Below are 15787 nucleotides of genomic sequence, written 5' to 3' on the forward strand. Positions count from 1 at the left end.
TTAGTTGTATTGTGCGGATTTGTTGCGGATTACATCATCTATGCGATATTGGTATCGAGTGATGTGTCTGTTTATGTATCGAATGGAATAGGATTTGTTATAGGAACGGTGGTAAATGTCGTTCTTATTAGACGTTTTGTTTTTAAGAATAGTAGGTTCAGCTTGAGTACCGATCTGAATCTAACGTTGATGTCCAATGGATCAATGCTTGTTCTTGGAATGGGAGTTTTGTGGCTACTTGTCGAACATTTGGGGATAAGCCCATATTGGGCAAAACTGATCGTAAATGGGCTAACTTTTGTCATTAACTACATCATTAGAGCGATATTTTTTAGGAAGAAATAATATGTTTTCAAGCTTATCAAAGACCACACTCGCAAAGGCTGCATTATTCCAAAACGCTCCTGTTTACGTACAATTTTATGTTACTGCCAGATGTAATCTAACCTGTGAGCAGTGCAATATCATTTATGCAAATTCAGACGTTAGAGAATGTACCATAGATGAAATAAAGAGAATTGCGGACAATTTTTCCGAAATGGGTGTAGCAATTGTACTGTTGACAGGTGGGGAGCCCTTTGCAAGAAAAGATCTTCCAGAAATAATTCATGCATTCGAGTCACGTGGCGTTCACGTACGAATGCAAACAAATGGTTTCGCGACAGAAGAGCAAATTGTTAAAGCTATAGAAGCAGGAGGTAAAGATATTTCTATTTCGCTGGACTCTTTGCATCCCTCAGCGCAGGACAAAATAAATGGAGATTTTAGTGAGTCCTGGAATCAAGCTTTAAGAGCAATGGCTCTGTTTACAAAGTATTTACCGAAAAAAGATAGCTTCGCATCAATTGGATGTGTGATGCAACCTCAAAATTTAGGGGATATAGAAGACGTAGTAAGATTCGGTACCGAAATTTCCTGGTTTACTTCGCTTGTACCGGCGCACGTCAGTGACTACGCCCATCCGAGAGGGTTTAGAACATTTGATCAATCTCTAAAATTTCTCTCTAGCGAATTGTCAACTGTGGACGGAGTCATAGAACGTGTACGGACAATGAGAAAAGAGGGATATTTGCTCTATGATAGTGACCAATATTTGGACGATATAAAAAGGTTTGTCAGAGACGAACCGATAAAATGGAGAGAGCATAATAATGGGATTTGCGATACACCAAATCTTTATTTCGCCCTTCTACCTAATGGCGAGTTCGCCCCATGCTGCGATCATCGTCTTGATAACAGCTACCCTGCATATGAAAAACAATTTCAAAGAATCTATAAGGATAAAGTGTGGCGTGAGGAAGTAAAACAGGTAACGAGCGCGTGCGATGGGTGCATGTATGGGAGTTACCCAGAAATGACTATTTCTATGCGATATTTGGCGGCAAAGATACAACGAGTAGGAACATTTTTTACATCTCCGCCGGAAAAGAAATGGCCTCTAACATACGAGGAATTGCTAGAAATAGCAGAAAAGATACGTAACGAAAAGAGAGAGAGACCAGAGTCTCGTAAGGAATTTAAAGAGGTTATTAAAATAGCCAATGGGTAAAAAGATAAAGTTCGAGAGTTTCAAATATCGATTTTTGATTGCCGCACAGCGAATTGGCGAGTTGTCGTGTACTGGGGGTAGTCTCAAGTGGAGCGAGTTCGTTAAGAGGCTGAATTTCAGTTACGAGAAGGGCGAAGCTATTGTGGCATGGGACTCCTCAAACGAAGGAAGTCTGTCGTTTCCGTTGGGTGAGCCAGATTTTTATTTCAAGGGAGATACTGATAAGAGTGTTAGTCGCCAAAAGGACAGAGGGATGATGGCGACGGAAGATCCCGTGAAGCGAAAAAATGAAGTATATTTTGAGGAAGCTGTTATGAAAGTTGCGAAGTCGGCAGGTTATGAAAGTCATGATGAAACGGTAGTGGAAAAGAACGACAGATTGCAAAAGGAGCGAGACTTTCATGACGCGTGGGCAGAGAGTGAAGACGTTGAGAAAATAGATGTACTTTCTGCGAATGAAGTCTGTACTGCGCCAGAGATGAGATATATTACCAAACGCCTCGGTAATATAAAAGGTAAACGTTTGTTGGATGTTGGATGTGGATTAGGTGAAGCAAGCGTGTATTTTGCGCTGCTAGGGGCGGATGTTACATCATCGGATTTGTCGCAGGGAATGCTTGATGCGACCACGCGCTTGGCTGTTGCAAATGGTGTGAATGTAAAACAGCATTTGGCTTCCGCGGAAGAGATGAAATTATCAGCCGACGAGAAATTTGACATCATTTACGCAGGAAATTTACTGCATCATGTTGATATTGAGGAAACTATTAAAAGAGTAAGACCTCATCTTGCAGCTGATGGTGTGTTCGTAACCTGGGATCCTCTGGCATATAATCCAGCAATAAATGTTTATCGAAAGATGGCAGAGGACGTTAGAACGCCGGACGAGCACCCTCTGACGTGGTCAGATATTAAGCTCTTTCGTAAACATTACGGTAAGGTTGAGACCAAATATTTCTGGCTAACCACATTAGTGATATTTGTAATTATGGCGCTAGCACAAAAACGTAATCCAAACAAGGAGAGGTTCTGGAAGGTCGTGGTGGAAGAGGGAAATAAATGGAAGTGGCTGTATCAGCCCTTAGAGTTTATCGACAGGATATTGTTGTTTGTCTTTCCCCCTTTACGGCTACTTTGTTGGAATGTGGTAGTCGTTTGTAAACTGTAAGGGTTGATGTTGAAAATGATTGCAAAAAAGGGGGTATCTTCGGGCTTTCTCGTTTCATTATTTGTATTGTTACTCGTTCTATTTGTTCGCGTTACAAGAGGTTTGGATCTTTCTGATGAAATGCAGTACTACGGTGAAATAAAAGGGCTACTTGAATCGGGGAAATTGTTTAGCAACGACCTTTTTTTTCAGCAATCGGTATACGTCTTATTTTATCCAGCATTTTACATATATCATTTAGTGTTTGGCTTTGAAGGGCTGGTTTTTTTTGGTCGACTCTTAATGTCTACATTAACCATAGTCGTTTTTTTCTTTGCCTATAATAAATTGGTTTCGTTGAAATTTTCAAGATGGGCGGCAGGTATCACAGCACTGTCGCTAAGCTTTGCCATACCTTTTCATGGCGTCTTTGCACTTAGTTATAACACGGTAAGTCAGGTTGTTTGGATAATCTTTGCGCTTAAATATTTTGAGTGGAAACGAGGCGGCGAGATATCATTTGCAATAGTTACCATCGTCATAGCTTTTGCTCACCCTACGTCAGCTCTGGTAATGTCAGCCCTGATTATAGGGCGTTATGCGGTAGAGAAACAGTTTAAAGCAATTGGTAAAGTGCTTTTAGTTTTTTTAGGCGGAATATTCGTCGCTTTAACGGTTGTCTTGTATTTTGCGAGCCTGCAAGACTATTTTGACTCACTGTCGTTCTCAAGTGGTTACGGAGTTGGTGAGACGTTTTTTTCAAATACATACCAACAGGTTGTTCTAGTCGGGATCTACCTATTGTTTGGACTTTTGTCGATTATTTGGCGGAGAATTCAGTGGCTCAATTACCCAATGACCGCCATGTTGTTACTGGTGATGGCAATAATTTCGTCAGTGACAGGGCTCTTAAATGGGGCATATGCCATAAGGGTGGTATATGTTTTGTCGGTGTTAAGTGCGTTCGCGTATGCGTGGTCACTGTCAAATACAAAGACGGATGATGGAGAATATCGTAGTAAGATTCAATGGTTGGTGGTTTTGTTGCTCACGTATTTGACCACGTTAGGCATAACGAGTGGAAACGGAATAGGGCAATCAACAGGCGCATTTATGGTCGGGTTGCCAATTTTGCTAGGATTGGCCGTTACTCTCGCGAGGGAAAAGCAAGGAAATGAAAATTTCACAATCCCACATGTAGGTGGCGTTGTCCTCGTATGTATTTTGTTTGTTGTTAATTGGAGCATTTATCCTTATAGAGAAAGTTCGTGGTGGCACGCGAATAAGTCAATTGATTCGGTTCGCGAATACAAATTTATCAACTCGACTGAAGAAAGAGTGGAGTTTATTACCGGCATGCAAAAGTTGTTAGGCCCTAACGTACATTCGAAGCGGACGCTGTTAGTAAGTGAATATCCGGCACTATACTCTATTCTAGATACGAAGACCGAGACGTGTATGTTATATATGCACTCTCTAACCTCAGATAAGTCGGAAGATATTTTGCTTGATTGCCTGAGCAAAAAATCCCCAGAAATTATCGTCGACATTTTATCAAATAGGAGTATAGCGAAAAGAGACTCAAGAATTAAAGTAACGTTGAAAAGCTATTATCAACAGCTTGGTTTTCAGTGTGTGACTAAGTCAATCGACGTACTAACAGGTCGCGATTCCAATGAGCATCTGGATATTTCGATATGCCAAAAGGGCGTTTAATAAATACAATAATTAAGTTTTCTTAGGGTTAGACAGTCTGAATATATCACTTTGGAGGTTATAGAATGAGCTATGTGCATCCTCTGGCAGATGTGCAGAGTACAAATATCGGTGAAGGCACGCGTATTTGGCAGTTTTGTGTGATTTTCGCTGGGGCGACAATTGGGCGGGATTGCAATATATGCGCTCATGTCTTGATAGAAAATGAAGTTTTAGTCGGTGATAATGTTACGGTTAAAAGCGGTGTTCAACTCTGGGATGGGGTGTATATTGAGAATAATGTTTTCATTGGGCCAAATGTTACTTTTACGAATGATAGTTTTCCGCGCTCCAAGGTCTATACAAAACCGATTATCGAAACGAGAATAAAAACTGGTGCTTCAATTGGTGCGAACGCAACAATATTGCCGGGAGTAACGGTAGGCGAAGGAGCGATGGTCGGTGCTGGTGCGGTTGTAACAAAAGATGTACCTGCTAATGCCGTTGTTGTAGGAAATCCAGCAATAATTATGAAGAAATATGAATATTAGCAAATGCAAAATGGTTGAACTTCCGAAAATTTCAGACCCTCGTGGAAATCTGACCTTTATTGAGGGGGGGAATCATGTTCCTTTTAATATTAAGAGAGTTTATTACTTGTATGATGTACCCGGAGGGGCCGAGCGCGGTGGTCATGCGCATAAGGAGTTGAGCCAGTTGATTATCGCAATGTCGGGTAGTTTTGATGTATTAATCGATGATGGCAAAGAGAAACAGCGATTCCATCTAAACAGATCCTACCAAGGTCTATATATATGTCCGATGATATGGAGGGAGCTTGATAATTTCTCATCAGGTTCAGTATGTATGGTACTTGCCTCTAACTATTATGACGAGTCAGATTATTATCGCGATTACAAAACCTTTTTAGCGGCGGCCAAAAGTGAATATACCATTTATTGATATTCGTAGTTCGTATTTTGAATTGAAGGAAGAAATTGACGAGGCCGTTAAGAGAGTATTTGACTCTGGATGGTACATTCTGGGAGAGGAAGTTGATGCCTTCGAAGCTGAGTTTTCCCAATATACAGAGACAGAGCATTGTATCTCTGTAGCGAATGGATTAGACGCGTTACACCTTGCGTTGCTAGCAATGGGAGTTGGGCCTGGTGATGAGGTGATAGTGCCGAGTCATACATATATAGCCACATGGTTAGCGGTAAGTCAGTGTGGGGCGACACCGGTTCCAGTGGAGCCAAAGATAGATACTTACAATATTGATCCAACAAGTGTTGAGAGTGCTATTACCGAGCGCACTAAGGTTATTTTACCTGTACATCTGTATGGCCAACCGGTAGATCTCGATCCTATTTTGGAGATTGCAAGAAAATACCGTCTTAGAGTACTTGAGGACAGCGCACAAGCCCACGGTGCGCGATATAAAGAACGCCGTATTGGAGGTCATGGGGACGCAGTAGCTTGGAGTTTTTATCCCGGAAAGAATTTGGGTGCATTTGGAGATGGCGGTGCTGTCACAACAAATAACGCGGAAATCGCAGATAGAATTCGAGTTTTGCGTAATTATGGTTCTAGAGAAAAATATATAAATGAAGTGCAGGGGTTTAATAGTCGTCTTGATCCACTTCAGGCAGCGGTATTGCGTGTGAAGCTTTCTTATCTTGATGAATGGAATAGGGTTCGCTCTTCAATTGCTGGAAGATACTTAGGTAGTTTAAAGGGGACTGGAGTCGTTCTTCCATTCAATGAAAAGTGGGCAGAATCGGTTTGGCATTTATTCGTAGTACGAAGTGAAAATCGCGGACGGCTTAAAGATTGTCTATCGGAGGCGGGTATTGGAACATTAATTCACTATCCAGTTCCTCCTCATCTTCAAACGGCATATAAAAATCTTGGATTTGAAAAGGGGCGATTTCCGATAGCGGAGCAAATCGCAGATCAGGTGTTGAGTTTGCCAATTGGCCCACATTTAACGGAGTATGACTCACAACAAGTGATTGACGTATTGTTGCACACAGACCTGAATGATGAGTGACTCTGAGAAATCCTATAGGCGGATATTGAAAAGCTCTTCGATTATAGGCGGGGCGTCGGTTGTAAATATAGCTATGGGTATGATACGTACGAAAGTATTGGCTATTTTACTGGGACCCACTGGGGTTGGACTTGTAGGATTGTTAACCGCGGTTATGTCTACTGCAATTGCAGTTGCATCTATGGGAATAGGTGTTTCCGGCGCTAGGAAAATTGCCGAAGCAAATAGTAGTGAGAATCATATGGAGTTGGCGCTTGCACGGAAAACTATTTTTTGGAGTGCGCTTTTTCTCGCGACCGTTGGTGGCCTTGTGATTTGGTTTTTGGCCGATGTTCTTGCAATTTTTGTATTAGGGGATTCCAAATACTCATGGGAAATCTCCTGGCTTGCATTAGGCGTAGCGTTTTCTGTTGGAAGTGCTTCCCAAGGAGCTATGCTGCAGGGGATGCGTCGTGTAGGTGATATCGCGAAAGTTAGTGTATATAGCTCCACACTTAATGCTTTGATCGGTTCAACGTTGCTTTGGTTTTATCGGAATGACGGATTAGTTGCATTTATTGTTTTGGCGCCGTTGCTCAATTTTATCCTTGGACACTTATTTGTTGCCCGCTTGCCTCGTTATAGACAATACAAAATAAAATTAATTGATTTGTATGTAGAACACAAGGCACTAATGAAGTTAGGGTTTGCCTTCATGGCGGCGGGATTGATAAATACGTTGGTTCAGCTTTGGATTAGAGTTGAAGTAGAGAGAGGCCTTGGCGTTGAAGCGCTAGGTTATTATCAGGCTGCGTGGATGATTTCTATGCAGTATGTAGGATTTGTGCTTGCTGCGATGGTGGCAGACTATTATCCCCGTCTTTCAGGAGTGATTACGAATAAGTCAACGGCTACTAAAGTAGTTAATGAACAAACAGAGGTGGCCTTGCTTCTAAGTGCACCAATATTTATTGCTATGATGGGTTTGGCTCCTTGGGCGATTTCGATTTTGTATTCGTCTACGTTTATGCCCGCTGTTGATGTATTGCGGTGGCAGATTCTAGGGGATGTTCTCAAGGTGGCTAGTTGGCCACTCGGCTTTGTACTATTAGCTGCCGGGGATGGGAAGTCCTTTTTCTGGACTGAAGCTCTAGTGTTGTCGTTAATGGGAGGACTGGTTGCGGGATTTGTAGAAGTAGGGGGCTTAAATATTACAGGAATAGCTTTTTTGGCGTGTTATGTATTTTATTTGCCTCTAGTCTACTTTTTGGCTAAACGACGTATTGATTTTAGATGGACAGGTACCGTTATTCGATTAGTAGTAGTCACTTTTGTGCTTTGTGCGAGTGTTGCCTTGCTTTGTCAGTATACGAACTGGGGTATAGTGGTCTCCTTAGTCGTTTCTACTATATTTGGGGTTTATAGTTTAGGCCGCATCGCTCACGTTAGCAATATGGGAGGTCCTGTGGGAAAAATAGGGAGCATAGCACGTGCAATAACAAATAAGATGGGATTGCGTAGTGAGCGATTGTGAGCCAACGTTGCAGGCTGAGGATAAAGCGCGCATACAAGCTTCTCCGCGACCGGCATTACCATTAGTGAGTGTTTTAGTGCCATCATATAACCATGCAACTTACATAACGCAATGTGTTGAAAGTATTGTCAAACAGACTTATGGCTTGGTGGAGTTGATAGTAATAGATGATGGATCTTCTGATGGTTCCGTCGAAATATTGAAAGAACTCTGTGAACGGTACGATTTCCGTTTTGTTGTACAAGAAAACGTCGGTATAGCACGCACATTAAATCGAGGAATAGGTATCGCAAAGGGAAAATATATTTGTATTTGTGCTTCGGATGATTATTGGGCACCTAACAAAGTAGAGCATCAGGTGTTACTTATGGAGAACGATCCAAATATGGTAATGTGCTTTACGGGATATTTTGGTGTGGATTCGAACTCAAATATCATCCTTGATAGAAAAGTCGTGAAAAATGCTGGCAGAAAATTGGATTTCGAGCATGTTCTTATGTATGCGGATCTACCTCCCGCCTCAATAATGATGAGGAGTGACGAATTAAGACGAATAGGGGGCTTTGACCCGGGTTTGCATGTTGAGGATTTTGATGTGTGGTTGGGATTGCTGAAAAATGGTGGCTATGCTGTCGTTTCGGAAAAAAAGCTAGCCTTCTACCGAATGCATGAAAAGAATTTTATTGTTGGAAACCTTGAGTTAGTTAAAGATGAACATTTCTATACAGTAAAAAAATACCTACCGTTTTCTAGGCGAAGGCTCAGAGTAGTTGCTGAATGGTCGCTGCGTAATGCTGTTATGCTCGCTAGTGTTAATAGAAAAAAGTCATTTATGTATTTAAAGCGAGGTCTTTGGCGTTTATGGGATATGCGGATATATAAAACGCTCTGGAAATACTTGGTAAGATGAAATATCGGTATTTTGTTGTGTTAACGAGCTTGATATTTGTATGCATATACGGATTGAATATAAGACCATTTTATACGCTTTATGCGTTGGTGTTTGCTTCCCTCGTATTTGCTTTTCTCAAGCATCGAGTCGTTCTGAAGGCGCTGAAAATTATAAAAATACCACTGATCCTTCTGGTTCTTACGTCTCTTTATGCGTTATTTGTCGACGTCGAGTATTTTAACTCCAACTCATATGCAGCTTTGTTTTTAAGAATTATAGTTGAGGCTATTCTGCCGTCACTGTTTATTGCGTATATGGCTAGGCACTGGAACATGTCGTTAATGGATGTGTTAAATAGCCTGGTTTTGTGTGGAGTTGTTCAGTTTCTAATTGCATTGTTAATGCTGAGCGATTTTAATGTAAAAATGTACCTGCTTCATGAGTTGCTAGGGATGTCTTACGACAAACTTGTGTTGGGGTCTCCGATTGCACTGTATCGTGGATTTGGTCTTTCTATAAATCACTTGTATGCATTTGCCTTTGTACAAGGGATATTGGCTGTCCTTTGTCTATTGCTTTTAATTCATTCGACAAAAATGGTTCATAAGGCCTGGTATGTTTTTGCGTTTGTGGGAAATCTAGCGTTGATTGTTTTGAACGCGAGAATTGGTTTTTTACCTTTAGGTGTTTTGGCGGCGATTTTGCCGGTAATTATTATTTTTAGATGGAGAATGATAAATAAAAAACTGCTGTTAACGGGTGTGTTTTTTATGTTTGTCGTTGCGCCGGCCATTGTTGGGGAGTCAGAAAATCAAACAGGGTTTTCAAAGGCCTTGAATAGGGCGCTGGAGGGCCTTGAGGATTCCACCAATGCTATCAGTTCGGGGGAGTCCACGGGGGCATATGCGATGCTGGCAAGGCATTTTCACTTTCCTGATGATGAAATGATATGGTTATTTGGGGAGGGGCATAGGCTCTATCCGGGATCAAAATACTATTCAGATGTAGGTTACGTAAGATTTACTTATTTCGGTGGAGTCTCTTTTTCATTTTTAGCGTACATGACGTTTGCAGTATTTTCTAGCATATTGTTAGTGCTAAGTATTCGTGGCAAGATTTCGATGCATGTTAGTCGAATTGAAGGGGGTATCATGCCATGGTTGATGGTCGTTTTTGTAGTTTCGCTATTTGTAGCGCATTTTAAAGGTGAAATATTTTTGCTCAACGATGCGACAAGGTTATTAGTATTTTTCGTAATGTTATTCGTATTTCGATTTTTAGCGGAATTTCCTCGCTCAAAATCCGCGATTCGGTTGCTACCGTATGAGGGCTCCTTCGTAGATGGTTCCAAGAAGTTGTTGAGAGTAGAAGTAAAAACGGAGGCGGTTTAAATGTTTCTTTCAGCAAGGCGCCATTTTGGTAATTTTTTAATTTTACTCATTCCTAGTTCCTGGTTTGGTCTAAAGCGGGTAGTCCTTAGGTTTATGAAGATCCAACTTGGTCGAGACGTCAAAGTGAATGTAGGTGTTCGTTTTTACGGGGACGGTCCCATAAGGATAGGCGATTATAGTTGGATTAGTCCTAATTGCATTTTTTACACCGCTGCCGGATGGGGTGTAGAAATTGGTGAAAATTGTGACATAGCACCGGAAGTATGTTTTGTGTGTGGAAGCCACGAAATCGCGTCGTCATCTAGGAGGGCAGGAAAAGGAAAGTCAGGACCTATCGTAGTGGGGAATGGTGTTTGGGTTTGCGCAAGATCAACTGTGTTAAGCGCAACGATTGAAGATGGTTCGGTAGTAGCGGCTTCATCCCTAGTTAATAAGGACGTCCAAAGAAATGCGTTGGTAGGCGGTGTGCCAGCGAGGGTAATACGTACCCTAGAATGAGTCCGCCAGAGAAACATAACAGTCATTATGGGCCTATATTGTAGAGAATTGTACCGAATTGATAGAAATTGCCAGGAGAGAGAATGGGTATTAAGCATGAGGTTCGAAAAATATTGTGGAAGCTAGGATATGATTTATCGCGATTTGAGCCTGGCGGAAATTCGTTGGCGCGAAGAAAAAAACTATTGGAAACATTTGGGATTGATGTTGTTTTCGATGTAGGGGCGAATCGGGGATTTTATGCGCGAGAGATGCGAACCGCGATAGGGTATTCAGGAAAAATTGTGTCGTTTGAGCCGCTTTCCGGAACTTTCTCTCAGCTACAAAAGACCTCAAGCAATGACAAGAATTGGATAGCGGTCAATTGTGCGCTAGGAGATAAAGCAGGGAAGGTGGAAATTAATGTTTCGGACAATACGTACAGCAGTTCATTGTTACCTATGATGAAGAATCATTTAGACTCTGCGCCGTATTCTAAGTATGTTAGGACCGAAACCGTTGAGGTTAAAACGATTGACGATATATTTGATGATTATTGTTCATCGGAAAATAATATATACCTAAAGATAGACTCACAAGGATACGAAGAAAAGATCCTCAAAGGCGCAAAAAATAGGCTTTCTCTTATTGATACAGTACAACTAGAAATGTCTTTGGTACCGTTGTATGAGGGAGAGCTTTTATTTGGGGAACTCCACAAATTGCTTACCGAAAAGGGGTATACCCTGGTTTCCTTTGAGGAGGGGTTTCATAATCCCAAAACCGGGCAGTTACTTCAAGTAGACGGCATATATCATAGATTTAGTGAGTAGTAGGGTGCATTTAGTGCTTTCACAAGACTAAGCGAAAGGTCGGATTATCTGTAGTAGACGGAGTGACTTACTAGCGTACGCTTGGGTTGATCTGTATAGCGTTATGTAAATATCGGATCGCTTGCTAAAAAGACAGAGAATAGGGTAAGAGAGAGCCGGAATGTAACGCATTAAAGTGTTGTAAAATTGAGTATAAGATTGTCGACGAAAAGCTGTATGTCTCATGACGAATGCAGAGAGTCAGCGAGAGGAATACTATGGGTTTGTGGTATGTTTGTGTTGCATTTGATCCGGATACAGTGGCTCGATATAGGGTTACATCAGCGGCGCCAGCGGCGTTTAACAAAGTACTGGGAGTAGCCAAGGCACTAAAGGAATCTGGATTAGATGTTACTATCGTAAGTTTGTCAATGGCCCGCACTCTTTCGGGTAAAGTCGTAGTACCTCACACGCGTAAATATAATTCTGTAGAAATTAAATATTGCTTTGCTATAAATCGTAGGATAGTAAAAAATATTGTAGCATCATTCACATTTTTATTTTGTGTCATAAAAAATAGAAAACAATTCTCCAGTGTAATTTTCTACAATCATCGCCCAGAGTATCTTTTCGGTATGATTCTTTGTCGGCTTTTGGGAAAAAAAGTAATTTTTGATCTTGAGGACGGGATTAATAAGGAGGACTCTAGGTATCATGTCATTCTCGGTAAATTGCTCATTAAAACCTATCTTTATTTGGCACAATATCGTTTGTTGACGGTATCAAAAAAGCTTGCAAAAGAGACAGATCACAAATTGGGAGTGGTTTGTTATGGGGCGGTAAGTAAATTTGCAGATAGCGCACGAAGATTTGGTGATCTTAAGACGACTATACTTTTTGGAGGAGCACTTTATCGGGATACAGGTGTTCCTATGTTTTTGCAGTTTATAGATTATATTGCTCGAATTGACGAAATAGATCAACATTTGCATATATACGTTACAGGATTTGGTCCATTTTCGTTAGAAATAGAGAGAAAAGTAGCAAACCTAGAATTTGTTAGCTTTTTGGGAAATATTACAAATGAAGAATATTTGGAGGTGCTTGCAAAGTGTCAGGTAGCCTTTGTGTTGAAGGAACCAAGGTCAACTATTGGGCAAACGACGTTTCCTTCGAAGATTGTAGAGCTTTCGGCGCAGGGGCTGCTGATTGTTACAACCCCGGTGAGCGATATTCCTGAACTTTTTAGCGAAGAAGAGGTGTTCATAGTCGAAACTTCCGTTGAGCTTGAACAGACTGTGCTTCGCATTATGTCAAATAGGGAAGAGGCAGAGAGAATGGCTATGCATTCTTTAGCGAAGGCACGAAAGCTATTCGGGAGTCGTGCGGTCGGCGACAATATAAGAAAAGTATTCGGGTTATAGTGTGAAATCGCGTCTGTTAAATAAGAGGAAAATATTGAGTTATATATGATGCAAACGGAAGGAGTAGAAGATGCATGTACAGTAGAGTTCGAATTAGTATATTGGCAAAGGATAGTCAGTTCACACCAGGTGGAGCTTGTAGCAACTCTAGCCGCGATTCCAAGCGTTAAAATAACGTACGTAGCGGAGAGAAATTTGTCGGATAGCCGCAAGGCCTTAGGATGGAAACCTCGCGATCTTGATGCTGCTAAGTTAGTTATTGCGGATTCAAAGAATTCAGTTGAGCGTCTTATAGAAAGTTGCCCGTCGAACGTAATTCATATTTGTCAAGGAATTAGGGGGAATGGGCTGGTCGGATATGCTGAAAAGCTTCTGCAGAAGCGAAAGGCTCGAGTTGTTATTTTAACGGAAACGGTGAATGATACTGGGCCGATAGGGTTAATTAAACGTTTAGTATATCGATATCACTTGAAAAGAATGATTTCATGGGTTGATATCATACTTGCGATTGGCAAAAATACTGGAGGCTGGATAGCGCAGCGTGGATTTCCTAAATCAAGGGTGGTGCCATTTACCTATTTTCTCGGGTTGCCATCGATAGATCAGATTCGTAATAGTCGAATGTTAGGAAATAGCGTTTATAGATTTGCGTTCGTTGGGCGTTTTGTATCCTTAAAGAGATTAAATTTGCTAGTTGACGCGTTGGCCCTTCTACAAAACGAGTACGAGTTTAAGTTGCTCGTTGTTGGCGGTGGTCCTCTCGAAAATAGTTGGAAGAGGCTTTCAAAAGAGAAGCTTGGAGAAAGAGTTGATTGGAAAGGCTTGATGCAGGAAGAGGAAGTATTGACATTTCTTTCAACAGTAGACTGCCTTGTTTTGCCGAGCAGAGTGGATGGATGGGGGGCGGTAGTAAGTGAAGCACTTATGGTAGGTACTCAGGCCGTATGTAGTGATCGTTGCGGGGCTTCCGAGGCAGTACATTATTCCGGAGTAGGGGGTGTGTTTCCTGTTGACAATTTAGAAGCACTAACAAGTTGTCTTCGCGACCTTTTAGCCAGGGGGGCGCTTGGTAGCAAGGAACGTGAGAAGTTGGCAGAATGGGCATCTAATTTGGGTTGTGAGGCTGGCGCGAATTATCTCATAGAAATTTTGCGTTATCGTTTTAGTGGAGGGACTTTGCCTCGTCCTCCTTGGGAACGAAATATGTAGATGAAAATATTCATAAGAGGAAAGCAAAGTTGATGTACGTAGAAGAGGTGGAGGACTTCTTTTCGTATCGAAGGAATTCAGTTTTACGACAGAAATTACATCAAAAATTGTAGTTTAACCGTGAATGATTTTAGGAAGGTTGCCTCATAGCAGGATAGAACATTGAAGATTATTCATGTAATTGAGTCTATTGATGACAGGTATGGGGGGCCGGCGAAATCTGTTCCAGATTTGATATTCCGATTAAATCTGAGTGGTACTGAAAATGAAATTGTATCCACGAAGGTTTACGAGAATGAGAGCAATGCTCTTATCGAGAAGCATGGAATTGTTTGGAAAAGTTTCAGCATCAGGAAATGGTTACCAAAAATAATTCGCTATTCTTCCGGTCTATCTGACTACCTCAAATATCAGGTGACCTCGAATCCGGGGGAGGTGATTTTTCATACACACAATTTTTGGAACTACCCAATTTATGTCGTCTATAAATTGGTGCTAAAGCACGAGATACCTTTGGTGGTGTCGTTGAGAGGAAGCTTGAAGCATATTCGATATCACAAGTATCTGGCTTGGCACTTGTTTCAGAAAAAGATGTTAAATAGTGCTTCGGCTATTCACGTTACTAATCAAAATGATGAAAAACTTTTGCGTGACTTGGGAATTACAACGCCGGTTATCTATATTCCAAATGGTATTGATCTGGGCACCTTCGAAATACGTAAGAGTACTATGGAGGCTAGAAAGAGTATAGGCGTCGATCCTGAAAGAAAATATATATTATTTTTGTCTAGATTGCATATTGATAAAGGATTGGACCTGTTGGTAAAGGAGTGGTCAGCGTTGTCATCAATATATCCAAATTGGGATTTGTTGGTGGCCGGCCCCATTTATAGCAGAAAATACGTAAGGTCAGTTGAACAGAAAATTGAGAAAGAAAATTTAAGTGGGCGTGTTAAATTTTTAGGAATGGTTGTCGGTCAGGAGAAGCTTGACGTGTTGGCAGCGTCTAATCTACTAGTTTTGCCGAGTAAGAGCGAGAACTTTGGGAACGTGATAGCCGAAGCGCTTGCTTGCGGTTTGCCAGTTATCACCACAAAGGCGACGCCTTGGGCGGAACTGCGCCAATTCAACGCAGGTTGGTGGATTGAGAGGGAGGGTCCTGAATTGAGAATATCTCTGAATGACGCGATGTCGCGGAGCAGTAGCGATCTAGAGGCAATGGGTAAGCGAGGAAAAGAACTGGTTAAGAGGTATGATGTCGCTGACCAGTCAAAAAAATTTATTGAATTGTATGGAACCTGTTTAGGAAGGCACAAATCTCGCGAAAACCAAAGAGGCTTGTAATTCCCAAGGATTCTATTCGAGGAAATTTTATGCCTCTTCTAGCTACTACCTAGGGTATGAGGAAGAATGTTGCTGGCGTGTATATTTATCCTGCGGGCATGTCGCGAATGTTGTGTATTACGGAGAAAAGAGGGGATCAAATTCCTCTACAGAACCGAATGAGACTGTAAATTAGATTGTGTATCTGCTTATCATATACCCTAAAGGGAGATAAGCGAGATGAAACAAAAGGAAATAGAAGCCTTCGCACGCGAAGCAGCCAAGAGCATCAAGTCAGAAAA

At 41.5% G+C, this 15787-nt stretch carries 13 protein-coding genes; all 13 read left to right on the forward strand.

What is annotated here, in order from left to right:
• Positions 1–346: 346 nt before the first annotated feature.
• Positions 347–1549 (forward strand): radical SAM protein, encoded by a 1203-nt coding sequence (locus OEZ43_14495; GenBank protein MDH5546798.1) that lies wholly within the window; start codon positions 347–349, stop codon positions 1547–1549.
• Complete coding sequence (locus tag OEZ43_14500) at positions 1542–2717, forward strand: methyltransferase (GenBank protein ID MDH5546799.1); 1176 nt, start codon at positions 1542–1544, stop codon at positions 2715–2717. Before OEZ43_14495 ends, OEZ43_14500 begins: the two co-directional genes overlap by 8 nt.
• 6 nt (positions 2718–2723) lie before the next feature.
• On the forward strand, positions 2724–4412 hold the full coding sequence (locus OEZ43_14505; protein ID MDH5546800.1) for a hypothetical protein: 1689 nt from the start codon (positions 2724–2726) through the stop codon (positions 4410–4412).
• Positions 4413–4477: 65 nt separating this feature from the next.
• Positions 4478–4942 carry an N-acetyltransferase gene (locus OEZ43_14510; GenBank protein MDH5546801.1) on the forward strand — a complete coding sequence of 155 codons (465 nt, stop codon included), beginning with the start codon at positions 4478–4480 and terminating at the stop codon, positions 4940–4942.
• A complete protein-coding gene (locus tag OEZ43_14515; protein MDH5546802.1) occupies positions 4932–5354 on the forward strand; it encodes an FdtA/QdtA family cupin domain-containing protein in 423 nt (140 codons plus the stop codon). The genes OEZ43_14510 and OEZ43_14515 overlap by 11 nt, the downstream gene beginning before the upstream one ends.
• A complete protein-coding gene (locus OEZ43_14520; GenBank protein ID MDH5546803.1) occupies positions 5335–6444 on the forward strand; it encodes a DegT/DnrJ/EryC1/StrS family aminotransferase in 1110 nt (369 codons plus the stop codon). Before OEZ43_14515 ends, OEZ43_14520 begins: the two co-directional genes overlap by 20 nt.
• Positions 6437–7957, forward strand: a complete 1521-nt coding sequence (locus OEZ43_14525) for an O-antigen translocase (protein MDH5546804.1) — start codon at positions 6437–6439, stop codon at positions 7955–7957. Before OEZ43_14520 ends, OEZ43_14525 begins: the two co-directional genes overlap by 8 nt.
• Complete coding sequence (locus OEZ43_14530; protein MDH5546805.1) at positions 7944–8867, forward strand: glycosyltransferase; 924 nt, start codon at positions 7944–7946, stop codon at positions 8865–8867. Before OEZ43_14525 ends, OEZ43_14530 begins: the two co-directional genes overlap by 14 nt.
• Positions 8868–8920: 53 nt before the next feature.
• Complete coding sequence (locus OEZ43_14535; protein ID MDH5546806.1) at positions 8921–10240, forward strand: hypothetical protein; 1320 nt, start codon at positions 8921–8923, stop codon at positions 10238–10240.
• Positions 10241–10821: 581 nt separating this feature from the next.
• On the forward strand, positions 10822–11550 hold the full coding sequence (locus tag OEZ43_14540) for an FkbM family methyltransferase (GenBank protein MDH5546807.1): 729 nt from the start codon (positions 10822–10824) through the stop codon (positions 11548–11550).
• A 257-nt stretch (positions 11551–11807) separates the two neighbouring features.
• On the forward strand, positions 11808–12953 hold the full coding sequence (locus OEZ43_14545) for a glycosyltransferase (protein ID MDH5546808.1): 1146 nt from the start codon (positions 11808–11810) through the stop codon (positions 12951–12953).
• Positions 12954–12998: 45 nt separating this feature from the next.
• Positions 12999–14162: a glycosyltransferase family 4 protein gene (locus OEZ43_14550; GenBank protein ID MDH5546809.1), complete on the forward strand. Its 1164-nt coding sequence runs from the start codon at positions 12999–13001 to the stop codon at positions 14160–14162.
• A gap of 162 nt (positions 14163–14324) precedes the next feature.
• Entirely contained in the window at positions 14325–15506 is a 1182-nt protein-coding gene (locus tag OEZ43_14555) for a glycosyltransferase (protein MDH5546810.1), read from the forward strand.
• Positions 15507–15787 lie beyond the last annotated feature (281 nt).

The organism is Gammaproteobacteria bacterium (genome assembly GCA_029881255.1).
Lineage (GTDB): Bacteria > Pseudomonadota > Gammaproteobacteria > S012-40 > S012-40 > JAOUMY01.